Origin of the sequence: Gordonibacter sp. 28C (genome assembly GCF_003339845.1) — a bacterium.
Lineage (GTDB): Bacteria > Actinomycetota > Coriobacteriia > Coriobacteriales > Eggerthellaceae > Gordonibacter.
The window spans coordinates 1-23,565 of sequence record NZ_PPTR01000002.1 but is presented as its reverse complement, the minus strand read 5'-3'; the positions used below and the strand labels follow the sequence as shown (position 1 = coordinate 23,565).

The following is a 23,565-nucleotide window of genomic DNA, read 5'->3' as shown; positions in this document are numbered from 1 at the left end:
GGTTATAGCTTATGGCTCGTAAACAGCAAAACGACGCCGGGGTTCCCGAGCTCCAGGAGCGCGTCGTCTACATCAACCGCGTGTCCAAGGTCGTCAAGGGCGGCCGCCGCTTCGCGCTCACCGCGCTCGTGGTCGTCGGCGACGGCAACGGCCGCGTCGGCGTGGGCATGGGCAAGTCCCAGGAGGTGCCCATCGCCATCAAGAAGGGCACCGAGGACGCGAAGAAGAACATGTTCACCGTGCCGCTGACGCCCGAGAAGACGCTGCCGCATGAGATCATGGGCATCTTCGGCGCCGGCCGCGTGCTCATCAAGCCGGCCACGCCCGGTACCGGCGTTATCGCCGGCGGCCCGGTGCGCGCCATCATGGAGCTCGCCGGCGTGACCGACGTGCTCACGAAATCGCTTGGCACGAACAACGCCATGAACATCGTGAAGGCCGCCGCCGAGGGGCTCAAGAACATGGAAAGCCCCGAGCAGGTGGCTGCGCGCCGCGACATGTCCGTCGCGCAGATCTACGGCTGGAAGGAGAAGGAGTAATGGCAGACGCGAAGAAGACGCTGCGCGTTACCCAGGTGAAGAGCTCCGTCGGCTGCAAGGCCGACCAGGGCCAGACGCTGCGCGCGCTCGGCCTGGGCAAGATCGGCCGTTCGGTCGACCAGGTGGACAACGACTGTGTGCGGGGCATGATCTTCAAGGTCAAGCATCTCGTGCAAGTCGAAGAGCTGTAAAATAGTCAAGATATATGCGCCGCCTTCGGGCGGCGCGTGTTATCATACTCGACTGAGAATCATCGCCGCCTATGCGGCGTGATCGCGTTTCCGCCGCGTAGAGGCGGGGCGCCTAAGGAAGTTAGCTGGCGGCGAGCTGCCAGCGCGGGCCGAGGGCCCGTTTGCGACTGAGAAGGAGTCACACCATGGAATTGAAGGATCTCAAGCCGGCCGAGGGTTCGACGCATTCCCGCAAGCGCGTGGGACGCGGCAACGGCGCGGGCACGGGCAAGACGTCCGGCCGCGGCATGAACGGCCAGAAGTCCCGCGCTGGCGGCGGCAAGGGCGCCGGCTTCGAGGGCGGCCAGACCCCGCTTGCGCGTCGTCTGCCGAAGCTCCCCGGCTTCAAGAACATCAACCATGTGGAGTACCTGCCCGTCAATGTGAGCCGTCTCGACGAGAAGTTCGAGGCCGGCGACGTGGTCGATGGCGAGAGCCTCAAGGCCAAGGGCATCATCAAGCACGCCGACGCGCTCGTTAAGGTGCTCGGCGACGGCGACCTGACCAAGGCGCTCACGGTCAAGGTCGACAAGGTTTCTGCTTCGGCCAAAACCAAGATCGAAGCAGCTGGAGGAAAGGTCGAAGAGCCTTGCTAAGCTCGATCATCGATGCGTTCAAGGTACCGGAGCTGCGTAAGAAGATCCTCTTCACGCTAGCTATTCTCGCGCTGTACCGCTTCGGCGCGTACGTGCCGGTGCCCGGCATCCCGTTCAACGAGTTCGCGAATTCGTTCCAGGACTCGGGCGTGTCCATGACGATGCTCGACCTGTTCACGGGCGGCGCGCTGTCGAACTTCTCCGTGTTCTCGCTGGGCATCATGCCTTACATCACGGCCTCCATCATCATGCAGCTCATGCAGGGCGTCATCCCCGCCGTGGGCCGCTGGGCGAAGGAGGGCGACGCGGGCCGCAAGAAGATCACGCAGGTGACGCGTTACCTCACGCTGGGCTTGGGCCTCATCAACGCGGTGGGCTACCTGTTCCTGTTCAAGTCGCCGGCCTACGGCGTCGTGTTCAGCACGGCCGTCCCCGAGCTCTTGACGGACGTCATCGTTGTGTTCACGCTCGTGGCGGGCACTGCGTTCATCATGTGGATGGGCGAGCTCATCACGCAGCGCGGCATCGGCAACGGCATGTCGCTCATCATCTTCGTGAGCATCGTGTCGCGCGTGCCGAGCGCCATCTTCTCGTCGGTGAACCTGACGGCCGACCTCGGCATGGGCATCGCCATCACGGCGCTCATCGTCATCGTGGTCGTCGCGTGCATTCCCGCGATCATCTTCGTGGAGCGCGCGCAGCGCCGCATTCCCGTGAACTACGCGAAGCGGGTTCAGGGTCGCAAGATGATGGGCGGCCAGTCCACCTACATCCCGTTGAAGGTGAACGCCGCAGGCGTCATCCCCATCATCTTCGCCAGCTGCCTGATATACTTCCCGGCGCAGATCGCGGCCCTGTTCAACATCGATTGGCTCACGAACGTGGCCAACGCCATGTCCACGGGCTGGATCAACTGGATCCTCACGGTGCTGCTGATCGTGTTCTTCGCGTACTTCTACACCTCCATGGTGTTCAATCCGGAGGAGACGGCCGACAACCTGCGCAAGCAGGGCGGCTTCATCCCCGGCGTGCGCCCGGGCACGGCCACGGTCACCTACATCAAGAACGTGCTGCATCGCGTGACGCTGCCCGGCGGCATCTTCATCGCCGCCATCGCGGTCATCCCGTCCATCGTCTTCTTCTTCACCGGCAACACGCTCATCCAGGCGTTTGGCGGCACTTCGATCCTCATCATGATCGGCGTGGCCCTCGACACCATGAGCAAGGTGGAGAGCCAACTGAAGATGCACAATTACGACGGGTTCTTCAAGTAGGTTTCGAGTGCTGTACGATCGATCGATAAAACGAAAAGCCTTCCTTGCGGAAGGCTTTTCGTTTTCATAAGCGTTGCTTTTCCCCACTGCGGCAGTGTGGTAAGGTCAGAGGCAAAAGGATTCATCGGGCGCTCAGGGGCCCATGCAAACGAACGAGGCGCGATCGCACGAGCGCGAGCGGTTGATCGGTTGCGAATTGCGCGCGGCATTCAATGCCGGGGGTGCGGCAATCGCGACGACGTTGGGGATGAAAAGCGAGGGGGAGAGCGTGGCTTCAGCCATCAAACCGCAGACTCTGCGGATAGTCATGTCGTCGGCGTTGTACTGGGCATGGATTTTCCTTCTGTATTGGAGCCCGCTGCTGCTGGGTTCGGGTTGGGAGTCCCTTTATGCGAAAGGGGCGGCGTTTCTCGGCTCCGCAACGGCGTTTTTCATATGGTTCGTCGTCGTTCGCGCGGGCAGGCGCTCGCTGTTCGACCGCGTTTTCAGCCGGATGCTGCCGTTCGTGCTGACACCGCTTGCCGGCCTCGGCGCGCTCGTCAACGCGCTTGCGGGACCGCTGCCCTTGGCGCTGCTGCTGGTTCTTTGGTTCCTTGCCGGCTTCGGCGCCGCCTTCATCTTGGTTCGCGTGTCGCATCTGATGTTCAGGGAGGGGCAAGAGAACACGTCCGTCGTCATGTTCGTCATGTTGTTCGTCAGCTGCCTGGTGGCGGTGTTCGCTTCGCAGATGCCGATATCGTCGGTTGGGGCAGCGGTGACGATGGCGCTGCTACCGGTGGCGTCGTTCTCGTTCGTCCAAGTGAGGAAGCGCGTTCCGAGTGCGACCGACGAGCTCGACGACATCGATGCGCCGGAATCGAAGAGCCGCGTGTTCGAGGGCGATTCTCCGTCGCGTCGGTCGTTCTTCGTGTCGCTGGTTCAGATGTTCTTCTACAGCATGGCCTTCTCGTTCGCGTTGCTGACGGGTTTGTACTCGAGCAGCGGCGACATGTCTTCGATGTACGTATGGTTCGGCGTTTTCCTGGCGGGCATCGTGGTGATGTTCTACGGCATGTGGTTTCATCGTCGCGTCAAGGTCGATTTGATGCAGCTGATCCTGCTGGGCGTTGCGGTTGTGGGCCTTGCCCCCTTCGCCTTGGCGAACGTGCTTCCAGCCGAGGTGCGATACGCGAGCTGCGTGCTGCTTATGCTGGGGTTCACCAGTTACGACATGCTGGGGTTGTCTCACTTGCTCTCGACCATTTCGGCTCAGGACGTCTCGTTCACGCGATACTTCGTTTTGGGGCGCTTCGGCAACGCGTTCGGCGTTTTTGCCGGATGGGCGCTCGCCGCCGCCTCGCTCGCCGCAACCAGCCTGCTTGAGAACCAACTCGTCGCGCAGGCGCTGCCGCTCGTGCTGATAGTGGTGCTGACGGTGCTCGTCATGGTTTGCTCGTACTGGGGGCAGTGGGGATCGGGAAAGGCGGGCAAGGACGCGGCCGCCGTCGATTCCGTCGGGGTGTGGCGGCGCAGCTGCGAGGATTTGTGCGACGCGTTCGGCCTTTCGTCGCGCGAGCGAGAGGTGTTCGCGCTCTGCGCGAAGGGCCGCGACTCGGCTTACATCTGCAGCGCCCTCTACATATCGGCGCACACGGTGAAAAGCCACGTATACCATATCTACAACAAGATGGACATCCATTCCCAGCAAGAACTCATCAGCATGGTCGAGCAAAGGGCGGAGGATCTCAAGAAGGGGGCTTCCCAAGAGTCCAAGGGGTGATTGCCGGATCGTTTGGACCTCTCGCTCCATCGAAGCGGCCCTTGGCCGAATAGTCGACAGGTTTCGCCGTCGTGAAACCGATTGCTCGAAGTGCTCTGGCAATCGGTTTTTTTGCATTCTTTTGTATATTGCCAGGTCAAAACATCAGCCGGTCGGGCTGATATGCGTCATCGCGTTTTCATCGCCCAGTCAACCCTCGAGCCGATGTTCGGATTTTCCCAGCGGGTTTACGTTTGCCGCAGCGAAATGCAAAGGGCGTTTCGAGCCAGGCGTTCGGGTGAAGCGAACGGCTTGGAAGGCAAAGGCGAGGTACGAGAGGAGTGACTTACATGGCAGATCACGGCATAGAGGGGTACAACAACAGCGGCGTGTCCACGCAGCTGGTCGGCGACTATCAGTTCGTCGACCACGAGAAACCATGGAGGTACCAAGAGGGGGATCTGACCGTGACGCGCGGCAGCGCATGGTCGGGTCCGGGATGCCATGACGGTTGCGGCGTTCTGTTGTACACCGACAAGGACGGCAAGCTGGTCAAATGCGAGGGCGACCCGGAGAACCCGTACAACGGCGGCCGTTTGTGCGTGAGGTGCTTGGACGTTCCCGAGGTCGTGTACCACAAGGACCGTCTGCTCTACCCCATGAAGCGCGATCCGAAGGACCGCGGCAAGGACAAGTGGGAGCGCATCTCTTGGGAAGAGGCCGTGGACTTGGTCGTTGACAAGTTCATGGATATCAAGGAGAAGTACGGCGCCGAGGCCGTGGTGTTCGGCCAGGGCACGGGCCGCGACATCGCCGCCTACATCACGCGCCTGTGCTGGTCGTTCGGCAGCCCGAACTACGTGCTGTTCCTGTCCGGCTGCGCGTGCTACCTGCCCCGCGTGGCCGGCTTCGCGGCCACGGCCGGGTCGTTCTGGGTGGCCGACTGCTCGCAGGAGTTCGCCGACCGCTACGACAACCCCCAGTACCAGGTTCCCGAGACCATGTTCGTGTGGGGCAACTACCCGCTGCGCGCCAACTCGGACGGCTTCTACGGCCACTGGGTCATCGACCTCATGAAGCGCGGCATGGAGCTGGTGGTCATCGACCCGAAGGTCACGTGGATGTCGACCCACTCCAAGCTGCACCTTGCCATCCGCCCCGGCACCGACGCCGCGTTGGCGCTCGGCTTCCTGAACATCATCATCAACGAGGACCTGTACGACCACGACTTCGTCGATCGCTGGACGTACGGCTTCGACGAGCTCGCCGAGCGCGTGCAGGAGTACACCCCCGAGCGCATCGCCGAAGTCACTTGGATTCCCGAGGAGAAGATCCGCGCTGCGGCCCACATCCTGGCCGAGAGCAAGCCCTGCACCATGCAGTGGGGCGTGGCGGTCGACATGACCAAGGAGGCGCTGCCCGCTTCCCAGGCCATCGCCGCCTGCTTCCAGATCACCGGCAACGTGGACGTGCCCGGCGGCATCATCGCCCCGCCCGAGATCCTCAACTACGCCGGCGGCTGGGGCCGCGAGCTGTGCCCGGAGGAAACGTGGAAGAAGCGCATCGGCTTAGACAAGTACCCGCTGCTCAACTTCGGCTTCCAGATCGCCCAGCCCGACGAGCTGCGCCATGCCATGGCCACCGGCAAGCCCTACAAGATCCACGCGACCTGGCTGCAGCAGAACAACGTGCTGTCCTGCATGGGCGCCGACCCCACCGAGCAGTACATCGGCCTGATGAACTGCGACTTCAACGTGAGCGTCGACCTGTTCATGACGCCCACCATCATGGCGACGTCCGACCTCGTGCTGCCGGCCGCAACGTTCACCGAGCGCGACGGCATCCGCGTGGGCGACGGCTGCCAGCGTGGCGAGGTCATCAACAAGGTGTGCCAGGTGGGCGAGTGCAAGTCCGACATGGAGATCAACCTCATGGTGGGCAAGCGCTTCAACCCCGAGGCGTGGCCGTGGGACAACGTCGACGACATGTTCAGCGCCATGCTGACGGCCCAGACGCCGTTCACGTTCAAGGAGCTGCGCGAGAAGCACCCCGTGTACCTGCCGTTCAGCTATCGGCGCTACGAGACCGGCCTTTTGCGCGGCGACGGGCAGCCGGGCTTCAACACGCCCACGGGCCGCATCGAGCTGTGGTCGACGTTCTACAACAACGCCGGCATGGACCCGCTGCCGTACTTCGAAGAGCCCGTTCCCGGCCCGGGTTCGACGCCCGAGCTGCTCGACGAGTACCCGTTGGTGCTGACCACCGGCGCCCGTCCTTGGAGCCTGTTCCACTCCGAGCATCGCCAGGTGCAGCGCATGCGCGACCTGAAGAAGGAGTGCAACGTGTACCTGAACGCCGAGACGGCCGAGAAGTACGGCCTGGTGGACGGCGACTGGGTGTGGGTCGAGAACATCTACGGCCGCTGCAAGTCCAAGGTCGAGGTGACGAACCTGTACCAAGATCCGCGCGTCATCGCCTGCGACCACGCGTGGTGGCATCCCGAGGGCGACCCGGAGAAGCTCTACGACTCCCACGACCTCAACGTCAACAACCTGCTGCCCGGCATTCCCGGCAAGTCCGGCTTCGGGTCGAACTACAAGACCACGCTCGTCAAGCTGTACAAGGTCACGCCGGAGGACGACACCAACGGCCCGTTCCAGAGGGACAACTACGTCGGCCAGGCGCTGACCGACCGGGTTGCCGAGGCCGTCGCCGCGACGAAGAACAAATAGAAGGAGGTCGAACGAGATGTCTACTGCCGATATGATAAACCCGGTCGAAGCGAGCTTCGGACTGCTGGTCAACTACGACTGGTGCACCGGCTGCCACTCCTGCGAGATCGCCTGCCAGATGGAGCACGGCATGCCCGTGGGGCAGAGCGGAATCCTCATCCACGACATGGGCCACTGGCCCATCGAGGGCGACACCTGGCAGTTCGGGTACCTGGCCGCCCCCACGAAGATGTGCGACACCTGCGCGGAGCGCCGCGGTCTGGGCAAGGTCCCGACCTGCGTGCAGCACTGCCAGGCCCAATGCCTGGAGTTCGGTCCGCTTGACGAGATGCTCAAGAAGGCCGACCACGAGTACCAGACGGTGTTCACACTGGCGGAGAAGTAGCGCGGCGCGCATCGAATTGCGGAAAAGCGAGGAGGCCGAGGGTCTCGCGAACCTTAACTCGGCCTCCTCGCCGTCAAGCCCTTTGCTTCGCGTCTTGGTGAGGATGCGAGACAAAGGATGCCGTTCATGATAGGACATGCATCGGCATCTGCTGTATGCCAAAGGGGATGTTTTCAAAGAGGCGCCCGTATGCCCGCCGAACGGCGTGCAGGTGGCGAGTCGACTGCGGCCGAAACGGCCGATCCCCTCGCTCCGAGCGAACCGAAACCCGCCTTCGCCGTTGCGGGCCCGTCGGGGCTTCTTCTCTTGATAATCACATAGGGTAAAAGGGGTGTTTATGGCTTCAATAGCTCAATTCGGCGTCCTCGACCGTCAGACCACCAACAGGGAACGGTGGATGACGTTCGCGGCGCTGTTCTTGTTCGGCTTCACAGCCTCGTGCAACCTGTTCAAAGCCTCGCCGACGCTCAGCTACATCGGCGCCGACCTCGGTTTGGACGCAGGCGGCCTGGGCCTCATCATGACGTTCTACTCCATCTGCGCGCTCGTCATGGCGTATCCCGGCGCGCTCATCATGCGCAAGGTGGGCGTCAAGGCCATGGTCGTCGCCTCGTGCGCGATCATGGTGCTGGGAACGGCCGTCAGCGCGCTGTCGAGCGGCTCCGGAATGTTCCTGTTCGGTCGTGCCGTCGAGGGCGTCGCCTACGGTCTTATCTGCGTTTGCGGTCCCAACATCCTTCCTCGGTTGTTCCCGCGCAAGCAGATGGGCATCGCCGTTGGCGTTTGGTCGCAGTGGATTCCCTGCGGCACGATCATCGCCTTCTTCCTCGCTCCGATGATCTTCGACGCGACGGGCGACTGGCGCGGCGTCTGGTACGTGTCCCTCGCGCTCGGCGTGCTCGCGCTCATCCTGCTGATCGTTTTGGTGAAGATGCCGAAGGTCAACGAGAACGAGATCGTCGACGGCAACGCCGACGTCGTGGTCAAGCACGGCAAGCAGTTCTTCGGCTCCGCGCTGGCCGTGTGCATCGTGTTCATGTTCTGGTGCTATCTGTACCTCGTCAACATCAACGGCATGTACCCGACGTTCTTGCAGGAAGTGAAGGGCATGTCGGTGTTCGACTCGTCCATGCTTCCCAACTGGCTCGCCATCATCACCATACCCGTGGGCATCTTCGCGGGCGTGATCTCCGGCCGCTTCCCCATCCGCAAGTGGACGTTGGTGGTCGCTTACGTCGTGGTGGGCGCGATCTTCTTCTTCCTGGCCTTCACACCGGGGACCGACGCTGCCAGCTCGTGGGCCTTCTGCGTCATCATGGGCCTGTGCGCCTCGTTCGTGCCCACGTACACCAGGGGCATCGTGCCGGTGTTCTGCACGAACTCGTTCAAGTGCGACATGGCGCTGGGCACCATGGCGTTCGTCACGGGCCTTGCGCAGGTGGCGGCGGTCGTGGCCTCCATGAGCGTGGCGAGCATCGGCTGGTTCGCCAACGCCCAGTACGTGTGCGCTCCCTTGGCCCTCGTGGCGGCGTTCTGCGTGCTGGTCCTCGTCAAGGACGACCGCAAGGTCGTGGCGCTGCGCGCCGAGGAGGATCGGTTGAACCTCGTCGAGGCCGGCGTCGCCGTCGACCCCGAGCCCGCATCGGATCGCGTGCCTTCCCCGGCGTCCGCACCGGACGGCGCCGTTGCGAGCAAGGCGTAGGGGAGGGCCGCTATGAGTTGCGGGTACGCATGCGTCAACTGCGGCAAGTGCAAGGGCGAGTCGCGCCCGCTCATGAAGCCGGGGGAGTGCCCGGTGTGCCATGAGGCGAATCCGCCCGAGAGCCGCACGTGCTCGAAGTGCGGCTCGCCGTTGGCCCCGGCAGCCGGGGCAGCTCGAGGCCGCAGCGCTCGCACGCGCTAGCCCCCGGAGGGTTCTCGTGCCCGCAGCGGAAGCAGGTCGAGGTGATGTTCAGCTCGCGCGGCTTGCCCCGGCAGCGGCCGCATCCCACGCAGGCGTATCCGCATGACATGATCCGCTCCTTTCGGTAAAGGGAGGGCCGGCGCCGTTCGCGGCGCCGGCCCTCCCGTCGTTTCGCCCGTGCGCGCTCCTAGTTGTGGAACAGCACGAGCTTCTTCTTCGACGTCGCCTTCTTCGCCAGCTCCTCGATGGGGCCGACCTCGATGCACTGCGCCTGGCAATGGTGCTGGCAGGTGGGGAGCTTTCCCTGCCCCAGCCGCTCCGCGCAGAAGTCGCACTGGTCGGTGGGCACGGGGATGTACGCCAGCTGCCAGCGGTCGGGGGCGTACTCGTAGGGGCCGACCTCGTTCAGCTTGATGCCGAACTGCCCCACCGGCAGATGGTGCTCCATCTGGCAGGCCGTCTCGCAGGTGTGGCAACCGGTGCACCACTCGTAGTCGACGAGGATTCCGTAATCAGCCATGGTCTATTCACCGTCCTTCACGGGGTATACCTTGCACAGCATGGACTTGTAGTTCGCGCCGAAGCCCGACTTGCCCGGCAGGTACGAGTTGAGCAGCTTGTTCACGTTCAGGTCGAGCATGCCGAACAGGCCGTCCTTCTCCTCGCCCGGCGCCTCGGGGAACCACCAGGCGTGGTCGGACATGATCACGCGCTCGTTCATGATCTCGGTGCACTCCACCACGCGCTTGCAGCGGCCGCGCTCGTTCTCGAGCCACACCCACTCGCCGTCGTGCACGCCGACCCTTTCGGCGGCCTTCGGGTTTATCTGCACGATGGGCCAGGGGCGGCCGGCGCGCAGGTGGGGAACCTGGCGATGTTCTGAGTGGAACATGAACCAGTTGCGGGCGCCGGTGGTGAGCACGAACGGGTACTCCTCGTAAAGGTCCGGCGTGGACTCGGGGCTCTCGGTGGGTTCCTCGAAGTAGGGCACCGGGCTCAGGCCCGCGTTGTTGTAGAACGTCGACCACAGCTCGATGCGCCCGGTCTGCGTGTTGAAGCCGGGCTGGCCGTCGGGGCGCAGCAAGCCCTTCTCGTGGCGATGGTACTCGAAGGGGATGTAGGCGGGCGCGGCCTGCTGCAGCTCTTCGAACGTGTAGCCGGTGCACTCGATGACGTAGCTGAACATCTCCTTGTCGTCTTTCCACGGCCACGCCTCGGGGTTGAAGCGCCGGCCCAGTTCGAGGTTGATCTGCATGTCGGATTTGCATTCGCCCACCTGGCACACCTTGTTGATGGTCTCGCCGCGCTGCGCGCCGTCGCCCACGCGGATGCCGTCGCGCTCGGCGTAGGTGCAGGCCGGCAGGAACACGTCGGCCAGCGCCATGGCCGTGGGCGTCATGAACATGTCCACCACCACGATGAAGTCAAGCGTGCGCCAGGCCTTCATGGAACGCTCGGGGTCGGGGGCCGTGCAGGTGAGGAAGTTCGTCGTCTGCAGCCAGGCGCCGTGGAGCTTGTAGGGCTTCTCCGTCTCGAGCGTCTTCATGACCTCGTCGGAGGAGGCCACCTGGAACCCGAACTTCAACAGCGAGTACTTGTCCAAGCCGATGCGGTGCGCGTCCATCTCGGGCGTGACCAGCTCGCCGCCGAACCCGCCGGAGTAGGCCAGGATCTCGGGCGGCACGATCATGCAGCCCGGCTTCTCGCAGAAGCCGCAGATCTGCCACAGCGCGCCGATGGCCTGGGCGGCCGGCAGGGACTCCTTCGTGGTGTCCACGGCCAGGCCCCACTGCACGATGCCGCAGCGGGCGTTGGCCCACGTGCGGGCCGCGCCGACGATCTTCTCCTCGGGCACCCAGGTGATGGAGGCCACTTTGTCGACGGGGTAGGCGGCCGCGGTCTGCGCCAGCTCGTCGAAGCCGTAGCACCAGCGGTCCACGAAGTCGTGGTCGTACAGGTCCTCGGAGATGATGACGTTGAGCATGCCCAGCGCCAGCGCGGCGTCGGTGCCGGGGCGGATCTGCAGCCAATACTCCGCCTTGTAGGCGAGCCACGTCAGGCGCGGGTCGACCACGATGAGCTTCGAGCCGCGCTTCATGACGTCGACCATCCAGTGGCCGTAGAAGCCGTCCGAGTTCGCAATGAGGGGGTTGTTGCCCCACACCATGACGTACTCGGCGGGCTCCCATTCCGGGTTGTCGTAGCGGTCGGGGTACTGCTGGGAGAAGTCGCCCACCCAGAAGTTGCCCGTCGTGGCGGCGCAGCCGGCCACGCGCGGCAGGTAGCACGCCATGCCCGACATGTTGAACATGTAGTTGGGGCTTCCAAACGACCAGGCCAGGCGCGTGATCCAGGCGGCGATGTCGCGGCCCGTGCCCTGCACGAACGGGATGGACCACGCCCCGTGCTTCTCCTTTATCTCGGTGAACCTCTCGTACACGAGGTCGAGCGCCTCGTCCCAGGTGATGTGCTCCCACTTGTCCTCGCCGCGATGCGCGGGGTCGCGCTTCATCGGCGTGGTGATGCGGTCGGGGTTGTACACGACCTCGGTGAGCGCGAGGCATCGGTTGCACAGGCGCCCCTTGTTGTAGGGGTTCTCCGGGTCTCCTTCCACCTTGACCAGCTTGCCGTCGTCGTCGGTGTACAGCAGCACGCCGCATCCGATGTGGCAGCCGGGCCCCGACCACGCGCTGCCGCGCGTGACGTGCAGGCCGTTCTCGTCGTACCGGAACGGCTTCTCGTGCTCTACCAGATGGTATCCGTTTTCGGTCATGCTCTCTTCCTCTCACTCGTCTGCTTCCGCTTCGTCTATAACCCGCTGTGCCGAACCGCAGTGCGAGAACAAGCTCGCGGTCTGCGCACTGCGGTTCGAGATGGGTTCACGCTCCGCCATGGCGGAGCGCCGGGCGGACTTAGTTCGCGGCCGCTTCGTCGGCCTCTTCCTGCTTGCGGATGGCTAGTACCTTGCGGTCGGATTTGACGCAGATGAACACGATGAGCGACGCTATCAGCGCCAACGGGGCAAGGATGAACTGCCCGTTCGCCGTCCAACCTATTTCGGCGATCGAGAGCGAGGCCAGCGATCCCATGCACTGGGCGAGGCCGGTTGCGAACGCCATCGTCGCGAGCGCGAAATCGGTTTTCTTGGGATCGGGCACCAGCACGGGTATGATGGCGCGCGTTCCCATGGGAATGCCGGCCGCGCATACGCCCATGAGGATGCAGAACGTCCAGGGGCCCACCAGATCCTCGCCTGGCGTGAAGGCGCAGAAGAACATGAGCAGCGCTACTACCAGGTAGGGGACGGCGACGAAGTATTTGCGCGCGTTCCACTTGTCCGACAGTACGCCGAACAAAATGCCCACGGGGATGGTGATGATGGCGATCCAGTTGGGCAGCATGGACGAGTCGAACACCGACATGCCCTTAGTTTGCTGCAAGAAGGTCGGGTACAACGTGTTAATGTTGTCGACGTACACGTAAACCCAGGCGAGGAATGCCACGGACATCATGATGGCGGCGAACATAAAGCACTTGCCTGGCTTCTTGCGCCGCGTCACATCGCCGTCAACGAGCTCGTTCTCGGGCACTTGGGGCATCTTCACGCTGACGAACATCCAAACCAGAGACACAACCTCCATGATGAGCGACACATACCAGATGGGACGCCAGCCGGCGGATTCGAAGATGACGGGAGCCAAGAAAAAGGCAATGATGGTGCCCACGGGAATCCACAGCGACCAGATGCCCATGACGAGGCCCTGATTCTTTAACGGGAACAACCGCGGCATGATGTTGGGTCCGATAACGCATATGAGGCCGTAGGCGCAGCCTTCGATGGCGCGGCCCACCAAGAACAGCGCCGCGTTTGGCGCGAAGGATCCGATAACCGATCCTATCAGCATGAGCACGCAAGAGATGAGCACTGAGGCTTTCACGCCGATCTTCTGCATGATGAGCATGCCGGGATAGGCGAGCACGAGCGCGGCGATGGCATAGGACGACATGATGTAGCCCAGCCCCGCCTCGTCGAACCCGAGGTCGGCGCCGATGAAGGCGATAGCCGGAGCCGCCTTGAACAGGTTGAAGGCTGCGGTGAAACCGAAGAAGAACAGGGCGCTGAAACAGATCCACCTTTCGGTCTGCGTCAGCTGGCGGTTCTGCACGCCGAAGGCGGCAATGCCTGTTTGAGCCATGCGATTTCCCTCCTTGTTGTCTGATTTCGAGACAGCGTCTCGCTTGCACGGCGTTCGACGCCGCGTTTCCAACAAATGATCCGTTTGAAATTTCGGTGCAAGCTCGGATGCACGGGATGCATCGAGCTTGCACCGCTGATCGGCTACAAGGCGTAGAGCGTCTGCTTGCGATGGTCGGCCAGCAGGGCGCTCAGTTCGTCAAGCGGTCCGTAGGTCATGCAGTTCGCCTGGCAGTGGTGCACACAGGTCGGAAGTTCCCCTTTCGCCGTGCGATCGGCGCACAGGTCGCATTGGTCGCCGAATATCGGCGCGAAGTCGTACTGCCAGGTTTCCCCTTCGATGAGCCAAGGGCCCATCGTGCACACTTGGACGCCGCTCTGCCCGATGGGAAAGCCGTGCTCCATCTGGCAGGCCATCTCGCAGCTGTGGCATCCGGTGCACCAGTCGTAATCGACCAATATCCCGTATTTCCCGTCCATGGCTACTCACCGTCCTCCACTTTGTAGAGCTTCACCAGCATGCACTTGTAGTTCGATCCGAACCCGCTTTTGCCACATGCCCAGGGAACCAGGTTGTTGATGGCCAAATCGCGCACGCCGAACAGGTCCTCGGGGTCCTCCTCGGGCAGCCACCAGGCGTGGTCGGTCGAGCAGAACCGCGGGTCCAAGAGCACCGGGGTCACCTGAACGCGTCGTTTCGCACGTCCGCGCTGATTCTCGACCCACACCCAATCGCCGTCGCGCAGTTCCAGGTCGAGGGCCGTGTCGGGATGCACCTCGATGATCGGGTCGGGGCGCAGGGCGCGCAAGCGCGGTATGTTGCGATGCTCGGAGTGGAACATACCCCAGTTGCGGGCGCCCGTGGTGAGCACGAGCGGGTACTCGTCCAAGAGTTCGGGGGTCGAACCGGGGCCGGGCTCCGGTTCCTCGAAGTAGGGCAGGGGGTCGAGGCCGGCGCCCGCGTACTGGGTCGACCACAGCTCTATGCGGCCGGTCGGCGTGTTGAAGCCGGGCTGCCCGTCGGGGCGCATCAGGCCCTTCTCGTGCTTGCGGTACACGTACTGGGGATACGCTGGCGCGATCTCGCGCAGCTCGTCGAACGAGTACCCGGTTTCTCCGATGATGCTGGAGAACATCTCCTTGACGTCGGCCCAGGGCCAGGCGTCGGGGTTGAGGCGGCGTCCCAGTTCGAGGTTGATCTCCATGTCGGATTTGCATTCCCCGACCTGGCACACCTTGTTGATGGTCTCCCCGCGCTGCGGGCCGTCGCCGATGCGCAGGCCGTCGCGCTCGGGGTAGGTGGCGGCGGGCAGCACGTAGTCCGCCAACGCCATGATGGTGGGGGTCACGAACAGGTCGACGCCCACGATGAAGTCCAAGTCCTTGGCCGCGTTGTAGAAACGGTCCGGGTCGGCGCCCATGCAGGCCAAGGGGTTCGTGGTCTGCATCCACATGCCGTGCAGCGCGTACGGGTCTCCCGTTTCCATCTGCTTGACCATCTCGTCGGGCTGCAGCGTTGCGAACCCGAACTTGAGCAGCGGGTACTTCTCGAGCCCGATGCGCTTGGCCGTCTGCTCGTCGCTCAGCAGATCGGCGCCGAAACCGCCGCCGTAGAACAGGATCTCGGGCGGGATGATCATGCCGCCGGGACGGTCGATGTTGCCGGTGATCTGGGTGAGGGCGGCGATGGCCTGGATGGCAGGCAGCGCTTCGCGCGTCATGTCGACGGCGAGACCCCACTGGATGCACGCGCGCTCAGCTGTGGCGAACCGTCGTGCCGCCTGGACGATTTTCTCTTCGGGGATCCAGGTGATGTTCGCCACTTTGCCGGGCGGATAGTCCTGCACCCGCTCGGCCAGCTTGTCGAAGCCGTAAGTCCATTTGTCCACGAAATCGTGGTCGTACAGGTCCTCGTTCACGATGACGTTGAGCATGCCGAGCGCCAGCGCGGCGTCCGTGCCGGGGCGGATAGGCAGCTGCAGGGCCGCACGGCGTCCGAGCCAGGTCATGCGCGGGTCGACGACCATGATCTCCATGCCCCGCTTCATCAGGTCGACGACCCAATGACCGAAGAACCCGTCGGAGTTCGAGACGATGGGGTTGTTGCCCCACAGCACCATGACCTCGGGAACCTCGTATTCGGGGTTGTCGTAGCGGTCGGGGAACTCCTGCGAGCAGTCGCACACCCAGAACGACCCCGTCGTGGAGTACATGCCCGACACGCGGGGCAGATAGCATGCCAGCCCGGAGAGCGGGAACCCGTAGTTCGGGCTGCCGTACGACCAGGCAAGGCGGGATATCCACGTGGCGATGTCGCGCCCGGTGCCCTGCATGAACAGCACCGATTCGGCCCCGTAACGCTCGCGGATGTCCTTCAGCCGCGCTTCGATCTCGTCGTAGGCCTCGTCCCAGGAAATGCGCTGCCACACGTCCTTCCCGCGATCCGCGCGATCGCGCTTCATAGGATGGAGCAGCCTGCGGTCGCTGTACACGACTTCGGGAAGGTCGAGGCAGCGAATGCAGAGCCTGCCTTGGTTGAAGGGGTTCTCCCGGTCGCCCTCCACTTTCACGAGCGCTCCCTCCTCGTCGGTGTACAGCTTCACGCCGCACCCGAGGTGGCATCCGGGGCCGGACCAAGCGCTTCCGCGCGTCACCGTCAAGCCGTCCTCCTCGTAGCGCCATGGCTTGTCGTGGTCCACGAATACGTATGCTCTCTTCTCGTCCACGTTCACATCCCCTCGTTTCGTCCTCTTTGGCGCGTCGCCTGCGCCCGTGCGATGCTTCTCCTCGATCGGATGCGCTTCCCTCCTTTCTCCCGTCCGAACAGGAGATGAAGCGCATCGAGTGTATGCGGCGCCGTTGGCAAGCGTCTACTTACTTTGCGGGTGAACCGGGTTTTCAAGCGTTTTTATTTATAGCCAAACGAGGATAAGGAAGAATTCATATCGGCAACTTCGGCAATTCATACGATTCGTCTGATGTATGTCAGCTGGCCTTTTTCCGGTTTTGGATATAATCGAATCTCCGTTGATGCCAAGGGGGCTTCATGAAGGGGAAGGCAGAATCAGGCGCCGAAGAGACCTTATACGGCCAGTTTATGCCTTTTGTCGTGGTTGGTTTCGCGCTGTGCTGGGCGGTAACCTACATATTCGCCTACAGCTTCATCTTCACACCGCTCGACGAACTCACCGTCGCTCAGCGCGATGTCGGGCGCATGTGCTATCTCTGGGGCGTCGTGTTGTTCGAAGTGCTCATTTACGCTTTGTATGACAGGGTGCGCTCATTTCGGTTTCGGGTGCCCTTGGCGGTAGCGGCGTACGTCGTATTGGTTGCGTTGGTGGTGGTGTGCGCGACGGGAGCCGGGCTGAACGGATGGGTGCGTTCGGTGTTGATGCTCGCTGCTGGCTTGTGGCAGGGCGTATTTCACATTCTCTGGTCGGAAGCGTGCGTCTATCTAGACATGGACAGCGCCAAACGATGCATGCAAATGTCGGTCGTCGTCGGAGCGGCGGTGTTTGTGGTCACGACGTTGGTGGCCGGCTCAGCGGGGTTGTACATGGCTTTGCTACTTGCCTTTCTCTCGTTGGTATGCTACGTGTTCACCCATCAGTTCTGGCCTGCGCGCACGTTGGGAGACCAGCCCTTGTCACGCAAGCTTTCCAAGTTGCTGCACAAAAGCAGCATTGTTTTGGTCATCTACGGCGCGGTGTTCGGCGTGGGAATCTACGCCTGCATGGCGCCCGACCTGCCAGTGTATCTAAGCTATCCGCTGACGGGGCTTGCTTTGGGTTTAGGAGTGGGGGTTCTGCTGTTGGTGAACGTGCTCACGGAGCGGTCTTTCTCCTTTAACGAGCTCGTTATGGCGCTATTGCCGGTTATCGCCGTCGTGTTGACGCTACTCACGTTCGTCACGGGGATGGGGCGATGGGTACTGTACCTGATGTTGTTGATGTTTCTAACCGTGTTCGACGTGTCGGGTTTCTGCTTTCTGTTCGAGCTTACAAACAGGTTGCGATTGACGCCCATCAAGAGTATTGCGCGCGGCAGGATACGCATTCAGTTGGGCATGGCGCTGGCAGGTACGGCGAACCTGGTGCTGGCCGACTTCCTTGATTTGTCCCAAGACAACTTGTTCTTAGTTCCGCTGGTGTTGGTGGTGTTCTTGTTCATCATGGTGGCGGCGAGCGGTGAAATCAAGGCGCTGCCCGATGGGCTGGGATTGGCCACTGCAGCCTCTTCCGAGGAAGGTCACGTCGACGATGATCTTGCAAAATGTACGGTTTTGGCCGAGGACTACGATTTGTCGCGAAGGGAGCTCGACGTTTTGATCCTGCTCATGCGCGGCTACGACACGAACTCCATTGCAGAGAAACTGTTCGTGTCGCCCCATACCGTGAAATCCCACACCTATCACATTTACAAGAAGATGGGCGTGAACTCGAAGCAGGAGCTGTTGAAGAAGCGCGACGAGATGTAAGGAGTCCTCCGTGTGCTATCCGTGTCGCCATTGCGGTCAGTGCGAGCTGAAGCGGCCCCGCACCTTCGGCGTGTGCCCGTTGTGCGGGTTCGACAACGGACCCGATGCCGTCGTGTGCTCGCGGTGCGGGTTCGACTTCCCGCCGAAAGCGGGAATTGCGGCGGACGAAGCACGATCGTTCGCAGGTGGGGGCGAGGCTCAACCGGCAAGAGCCGTTGATGTTCGTCAGTCTTTCTCTTGAAATATGATCGGCGTGCTTCTCAGTTTGCTACAATACGGGGCATCGATTGTATGTCGAAAGGAAATCACATCATGAATATCGTGTTGTTGGGGGCGCCGGGTGCCGGGAAGGGCACGCAGGCGGCCAAGTTGGTCGAGGAGTTCGCCACGCCGCACATCTCGACGGGCGACATGCTGCGCGCGGCCGTCAAGGCCGGCACGCCGCTGGGCAAGAAGGCCAAGTCCTACATGGACGCCGGCGAGCTCGTGCCCGACGATGTCATCATCGGCCTCGTGACCGAGCGCCTGCAGGATCCGGACACCGAGAAGGGCTTCATCCTCGACGGGTTCCCGCGCACGTCCGCCCAGGCCGTCGCGCTCGACGCCGAGCTCTCGAAGCTGGAGCGCCCGCTGGACGCGGCGCTGCTGGTCGACGTGGACCCCGAGGTCATCGTCAAGCGCCTCACGTCGCGCCGCATGTGCCGCGACTGCAACTACATCGGCACCGCTGCCGACAAGACCTGCCCGAAGTGCGGTGGCGAGATGTACCAGCGCGACGACGACAACGAAGCCACGGTGCGCAACCGCCTGGACGTGTACGAGAAGTCCACGGCCCCGCTCATCGACTACTATCGCGGCTGCGACCTGCTGGTTTCCATCGACGGCGACCGCGATCCCGACGTCGTGTACGCCGACGTGAAGAAGGCTCTCAACCTGTAATCGGGCGAGCACGCAAAGCATGCGCGGAACGGACGAACACCATGTTCGTCCGTTCCTTTTTTCTAGCGGGACCGGGCCTGTCCATGCCGTATAATTCGTTACCAGTATGCCCACGGTTCGCCAGAACATATCCTACGCCTACACGAGCTTCATGCGCGCGCATCGGCCGGCGGCGCGCCACCTGGCGAAGAGCGTCCTCGCCATCCTCGCGCTGGCCTTCTTGCTGGAGACGTTCCTGTTCAACATCAACTACTTCACGTCGGCGGGCTACCATCCCATCAATTTGAACGGCAAGCTCAACCTGCAGGAGACGGTGGACGAGCAGTACAAGCTCACGGCCGTTAACCACACGCTGGAGTTCTCCAACCTCAACACCGAGGTGCACAACATCTGGCTCAACTTCGACTACCGGCAGCCCGCGCAGGAATTGAAGGTGAAGATCCAGTTCACCGACGAGGCCCACCATACCTACTTCGATTCGACCGAGTACACGGTGGGCGTGCCCGACGTGTCGGTGTCCACGCTGTGCGACCAGAGCGAGTACATCAACCTGAACACGTCGGGCCTCGTGGACAACCTGAAGATCGAGATCACGGGCGACGACGTGAGCTACCCCATCAAGCTCACCGACGTCGTCCTCAACGCGCGCCATCCGTTCGACTTCAACGGGGGGCGCTTCCTGGCCACGGCCGGCATCCTCCTGCTGGCGTTCGCGTTCCGCCCGCGGTCGGCCATCTACCGCATCCATATCGTGGACGAGCCGCGCAAGTCGAAAGCGGCCATCATCGCCGCCGTGGTCATCGAGGTGAGCCTCATGTCCTCGTTCTTGTTCATGGGCTCGAACCTGGTGGGCGTCGCCACGCAGAACTACAACAGCGGTTCGTGGGACGGTCACAGCATCGTGAACGCGTTCGAGGTGGGCGGCGACAACGCCCAGCAGTACGCGGAGCTCGCCAAGGCCATGGCGCACGGCCAGCTCTATCTCGAGGAGGAGCCGCCGCAGTGGCTGCAGGACATGTCCGACCCCTACGACAAGGGCGCGCGCGACGAGGCTCAGAAGGAGACGGGGGAGCCGTACCTGTTCGACGTGGCCTACCACGACGGGCACTACTACGTCTACTTCGGGGTGGTTCCGGTCGTGCTGTTCTACCTGCCGTTCTACTTGCTCACGGGGGCGAACTTCCCCACGGCCATCGGGGTCTTGCTGGCGTGCATCGCCTTCGTGCTGGGCTGCTCGGCGCTGCTCGACCGCTTCGCGCGCTACCATTTCAAGCGGGTGAGCTTGGGGCTGTACCTGCTGCTGCAGATACCGCTGGTCACCTGCTGCGGCATATTGTACCTGCTCAAGTTCCCCACGTTCTACTCGCTGCCCATCATGCTGGGCTTGGCGTTCTCGGTGTGGGGGCTGTACTTCTGGATGCGCGGCCGTGCGGCGGCGGCGCGTTCCACCGGTCCGGAGAAGTGGTACTTGGCCGGTTCGCTCTGCATGGCGCTCGTGGTAGGATGCCGCCCGCAGCTCGTCGTGCTGTCTCTTTTGGCTTTCCCGTTGTTCTGGCGCACGTACATCACGGAGAAGCGCCTGCTCTCGGCGCGCGGCGCGCGCGAGTTCGCCTGCCTGGCAGCCCCGTACGTGGTGGTGGCCGCCGGCCTCATGGGGTACAACTACGCGCGCTTCGGCTCGCTCACCGACTTCGGGGCGAACTACAACCTCACCGTGAACGACATGACGAAGCGCGGCTGGAAGCTGGGGCGCCTCGCTCCGGCCTTGTTCGCCTACTTCCTGCAGCCGCCCAGCGCCACGGGCGTGTTCCCCTACATCCAACCGGCGCCGTTCGACACCACCTACATGGGGCAGACCATCAAAGAGGTCACGTTCGGCGGCATCTTGGCGTGCCTGCCCGTGCTGTGGGTGCTGCCGTTCGCGAAGCGCATCTTGTCGCTGCGCATGCGCCAGCGCTCCACACGCACCATCATGGGCGTGATCGTGGTGCTGCTCGTATCGGGGGTGATCGTGGCGCTGCTCGACGCCGAGATGGCCGGCATCCTGCAACGTTACTTCGCCGATTTCAGCTTCATGTTCCTGGCGGCCGTGGTGCTGTTGGTGTTCATCGTGAACGAGAACCTCGCGCCGGGCTCCACCGCGCAGAACCTGTTCATGAAGGTGCTGCTCGCGCTGGTGGCCGTTTCGGTGCTGTACAGCGTGCTTCTGTGCTTCGTCCCTGAGACGGGCTGGTACTCCGACGTGTACCCGTGGGCGTACCAGAACGTCATCGAAACGGCCCAGTTCTGGACATAGGCTTCACTCCCGCCCGGCGCCCTCCGAGCGCCTGCGGGCCGCGCCGCCGCGCCTCCGAGGGCGCGCGGCTTGTACGGTAAGAACGCAAGAGAAGAGAGGTCCCATGGAATTCATCATCGCCGAGAGCACGGAGGACATGAGCCGCCAAGCGGCCGACCGCATCGCCTCGTTCGTCGAGGCCGATCCCGCCTGCGTGCTGGGCCTTGCCACCGGCACGACCCCCATCGGCCTGTACGCCGACCTCGTGGAGGATTGCGCGAAGGGCAGGATCAGCTTCGCCGACGTCACCACGTTCAATTTGGACGAGTACCGCGGCTTGGCTCCCGAGCACGACCAGAGCTACCGCTACTTCATGAAGAAGCACCTGTTCGACCACGTGGACATCGACCAGGAGCGCACGCACGTGCCCGAGGGCTCGAATCCCGACGCCGACGCGGTGTGCGCCGCCTACGAGCGGGCCATCGAAGAGGCGGGCGGCATCGACCTGCAGCTTCTGGGCTTGGGGCCGAACGGCCACATCGGCTTCAACGAGCCCGAGGACACGTTCCCGAAGACCACGCACTGCGTCGACCTCACCGAGAGCACCATCCAGGCCAACAGCCGCCTGTTCGATTCCATCGACGACGTGCCGCGCCAGGCGTACACCATGGGCATCGGCACCATCATGGCGGCGCGCAGCGTGCTCGTGGTGGTGGAGGGCTCCCACAAGGCCGAGATCGTGAAGCGGGCGTTCTTCGGCCCCGTGACGCCGCAGGTGCCGGCTTCCATCCTCCAGTTCCACCCCAACGCCACCGTCATCGTGGACCCTGCGGCGGGCGAGCTCTGTCGCGACCTCGGGTAGCTTCACGGCGGTGGGCCGCGAGGCCCTGATCGGCACGACGGCTCAAAGGGTCTCTGCTTGCTTGGTGGAGGCCCTTCTGCTTCTTCCGGCGACATGGCAGAATGGTTGAAAAAAGGAAAGGACGGGACTATGCGCATTGTTGGCGGCAAGGCTTTCGACGGCGAAGGGTTCGCCGAGCGCGATATCGTAATCGAAAACGGGGTCTTCGCGGCTTGCGAGGACGCCTCGGGCGGCGACGAGGTCGTCGACGCGAGCGGCTGCTACGTGATCCCCGGCTTGGTGGACCTGCACTTCCACGGCAGCGCCGGAGCCGACATCAGCGACGGCGACCTCGCGGGCCTGCACAAGATGGGCGCTTACGAGGCGTCGCGGGGCGTCACGGCCATGTGCCCGGCCACCATGACGCTGCCCGAGGACGTCCTTGCGCGCGCGGCGCAGGCGGCGGCGGCCTACGAGCCCGCCGAGGACGAGGCGGACCTCGTGGGCATCAACATGGAGGGCCCCTTCATCTCGCCGAGCAAGGTGGGGGCGCAGAACCCCGACTACGTGCGCAATCCCGGCGTCGACGAGTTCCGCCGCCTGCAGCAGGCCGCCGACGGCCTGTTCAAGCTCGTGGACATCGCTCCCGAGGAGCCGGGGGCCGACGAGTTCATCAAGGAGATGGCCGGGGAGGTGCGCATCTCGCTCGCGCACACCTGCACCGACTACGACACGGCCGCGCGCGCCTTCGAGCTGGGCGCGCGCCAGCTCACGCATCTGTTCAATGCCATGGACCCCATGCACCACCGCAAGCCCGGCCCCATTCCGGCCGCGGCCGAGCGCGACGACGTGACGGCCGAGATCATCGCCGACGGCGTGCACATCCACCCCGCCATGGTGCGCCTGGCCTTCAATATGTTCGGCGACGACCGCATGATCCTCATCAGCGACACGCTGCGCGCCGCCGGGCTCGAGGACGGCACCTACGACCTGGGCGGCCAGGACGTCACGGTGCGCGGCCCCGTGGCCACCATCGAGAACGGGGCGCTGGCGGGCTCGGTGAGCGACCTCATGCGCTGCCTGTACGTGGCGGTGCGCGACATGGGCATCCCGCTGGCGAGCGCCGTGAAGGCCGCGTCGGCCAACCCGGCCCGCGCGCTGGGTCTGGAGGGCCGCTACGGCTCCCTCGACGCCGGCTGCGTGGCCGACGCCGTGCTGCTGGACCAGGAGACGTTGGAGGTCAAGCAGGTCGTCCTGCGCGGCAAGCCGCTCGCATAGCGAATGCTCCTGTCATCCTGAGCGAACGGGAGTCGCCCCATTACAGTTAGACCCAGCTCTTGCTGGGTCTAACTCTTTCCTTTGATCCCCTGTGCGGATTACGATGGGAGTTGACCCTGCGGGGTTGCTGGCCGACCAGCCCCGGATGGCCCTTCGCCCTTGC

The 23,565-nt window shown here is 63.4% G+C and carries 19 protein-coding genes; 14 read left to right on the top strand and 5 right to left on the bottom strand.

All coding sequences use genetic code 11. From position 1 onward, the window contains the following. The first annotated feature begins 11 nt into the window (after nucleotides 1-11). The 9 genes from rpsE to C1878_RS02450 all read left to right on the top strand — a co-directional run bounded on the left by rpsE (nucleotide 12) and on the right by C1878_RS02450 (nucleotide 9,397). Complete coding sequence (gene rpsE / locus C1878_RS02490; protein ID WP_080142451.1) at nucleotides 12-539, top strand: 30S ribosomal protein S5; 528 nt, start codon at nucleotides 12-14, stop codon at nucleotides 537-539. Further along, entirely contained in the window at nucleotides 539-730 is a 192-nt protein-coding gene (rpmD, locus tag C1878_RS02485) for a 50S ribosomal protein L30 (protein ID WP_114600144.1), read from the top strand. Before rpsE ends, rpmD begins: the two co-directional genes overlap by 1 nt. A gap of 185 nt (nucleotides 731-915) precedes the next feature. After that, the gene (gene rplO / locus C1878_RS02480) at nucleotides 916-1,365 is read left to right on the top strand and encodes a 50S ribosomal protein L15 (RefSeq protein ID WP_114600143.1); all 450 of its coding nucleotides are present in this window, start codon (nucleotides 916-918) and stop codon (nucleotides 1,363-1,365) included. Further along, on the top strand, nucleotides 1,359-2,639 hold the full coding sequence (secY, locus tag C1878_RS02475; protein WP_114600142.1) for a preprotein translocase subunit SecY: 1,281 nt from the start codon (nucleotides 1,359-1,361) through the stop codon (nucleotides 2,637-2,639). The genes rplO and secY overlap by 7 nt, the downstream gene beginning before the upstream one ends. 268 nt (nucleotides 2,640-2,907) lie before the next feature. Next, nucleotides 2,908-4,398, top strand: coding sequence for a response regulator transcription factor (locus tag C1878_RS02470; protein ID WP_158539670.1), 1,491 nt, complete (start codon nucleotides 2,908-2,910; stop codon nucleotides 4,396-4,398). A 329-nt stretch (nucleotides 4,399-4,727) separates the two neighbouring features. Further along, entirely contained in the window at nucleotides 4,728-7,109 is a 2,382-nt protein-coding gene (locus C1878_RS02465; RefSeq protein ID WP_114600140.1) for a molybdopterin-dependent oxidoreductase, read from the top strand. A gap of 16 nt (nucleotides 7,110-7,125) precedes the next feature. Further along, nucleotides 7,126-7,494, top strand: a complete 369-nt coding sequence (locus C1878_RS02460; protein WP_241963580.1) for an oxidoreductase — start codon at nucleotides 7,126-7,128, stop codon at nucleotides 7,492-7,494. 337 nt (nucleotides 7,495-7,831) lie between these two features. Continuing rightward, entirely contained in the window at nucleotides 7,832-9,196 is a 1,365-nt protein-coding gene (locus C1878_RS02455; RefSeq protein ID WP_114600138.1) for an MFS transporter, read from the top strand. Nucleotides 9,197-9,208: 12 nt separating this feature from the next. Continuing rightward, entirely contained in the window at nucleotides 9,209-9,397 is a 189-nt protein-coding gene (locus C1878_RS02450; protein ID WP_114600137.1) for a zinc-ribbon domain-containing protein, read from the top strand. A 187-nt stretch (nucleotides 9,398-9,584) separates the two neighbouring features. Here the strand turns inward: C1878_RS02450 and C1878_RS02445 are convergent, their stop codons facing one another. The 5 genes from C1878_RS02445 to C1878_RS02425 form a co-directional block, all read right to left on the bottom strand. Further along, nucleotides 9,585-9,917, bottom strand: a complete 333-nt coding sequence (locus C1878_RS02445) for a 4Fe-4S binding protein (RefSeq protein WP_114600136.1) — start codon at nucleotides 9,915-9,917, stop codon at nucleotides 9,585-9,587. Nucleotides 9,918-9,920: 3 nt separating this feature from the next. Further along, a complete protein-coding gene (locus C1878_RS02440; protein WP_114600135.1) occupies nucleotides 9,921-12,170 on the bottom strand; it encodes a molybdopterin-dependent oxidoreductase in 2,250 nt (749 codons plus the stop codon). Nucleotides 12,171-12,309: 139 nt separating this feature from the next. Beyond that, nucleotides 12,310-13,593 (bottom strand): CynX/NimT family MFS transporter, encoded by a 1,284-nt coding sequence (locus C1878_RS02435; protein ID WP_114600134.1) that lies wholly within the window; start codon nucleotides 13,591-13,593, stop codon nucleotides 12,310-12,312. A 143-nt stretch (nucleotides 13,594-13,736) separates the two neighbouring features. Then, on the bottom strand, nucleotides 13,737-14,072 hold the full coding sequence (locus C1878_RS02430; protein WP_114600133.1) for a 4Fe-4S binding protein: 336 nt from the start codon (nucleotides 14,070-14,072) through the stop codon (nucleotides 13,737-13,739). Nucleotides 14,073-14,074: 2 nt separating this feature from the next. Next, on the bottom strand, nucleotides 14,075-16,318 hold the full coding sequence (locus tag C1878_RS02425) for a molybdopterin-dependent oxidoreductase (protein ID WP_114600447.1): 2,244 nt from the start codon (nucleotides 16,316-16,318) through the stop codon (nucleotides 14,075-14,077). Nucleotides 16,319-16,638: 320 nt separating this feature from the next. On the opposite strand from C1878_RS02425, the gene C1878_RS02420 reads away from it, so the two are divergent. The 5 genes from C1878_RS02420 (at nucleotide 16,639) to nagA (ending at nucleotide 23,402) form a co-directional block, all read left to right on the top strand. Then, nucleotides 16,639-18,069 (top strand): helix-turn-helix transcriptional regulator, encoded by a 1,431-nt coding sequence (locus C1878_RS02420; RefSeq protein WP_114600132.1) that lies wholly within the window; start codon nucleotides 16,639-16,641, stop codon nucleotides 18,067-18,069. A 312-nt stretch (nucleotides 18,070-18,381) separates the two neighbouring features. Beyond that, on the top strand, nucleotides 18,382-19,008 hold the full coding sequence (locus C1878_RS02415; RefSeq protein ID WP_114600131.1) for an adenylate kinase: 627 nt from the start codon (nucleotides 18,382-18,384) through the stop codon (nucleotides 19,006-19,008). Nucleotides 19,009-19,114: 106 nt separating this feature from the next. Next, nucleotides 19,115-21,304 (top strand): cytochrome C oxidase Cbb3, encoded by a 2,190-nt coding sequence (locus tag C1878_RS02410; protein ID WP_114600130.1) that lies wholly within the window; start codon nucleotides 19,115-19,117, stop codon nucleotides 21,302-21,304. A 103-nt stretch (nucleotides 21,305-21,407) separates the two neighbouring features. Then, on the top strand, nucleotides 21,408-22,145 hold the full coding sequence (nagB, locus tag C1878_RS02405) for a glucosamine-6-phosphate deaminase (RefSeq protein ID WP_114600129.1): 738 nt from the start codon (nucleotides 21,408-21,410) through the stop codon (nucleotides 22,143-22,145). Between the two features lie 129 nt (nucleotides 22,146-22,274). Continuing rightward, nucleotides 22,275-23,402 (top strand): N-acetylglucosamine-6-phosphate deacetylase, encoded by a 1,128-nt coding sequence (nagA, locus tag C1878_RS02400; protein WP_114600128.1) that lies wholly within the window; start codon nucleotides 22,275-22,277, stop codon nucleotides 23,400-23,402. Nucleotides 23,403-23,565 lie beyond the last annotated feature (163 nt).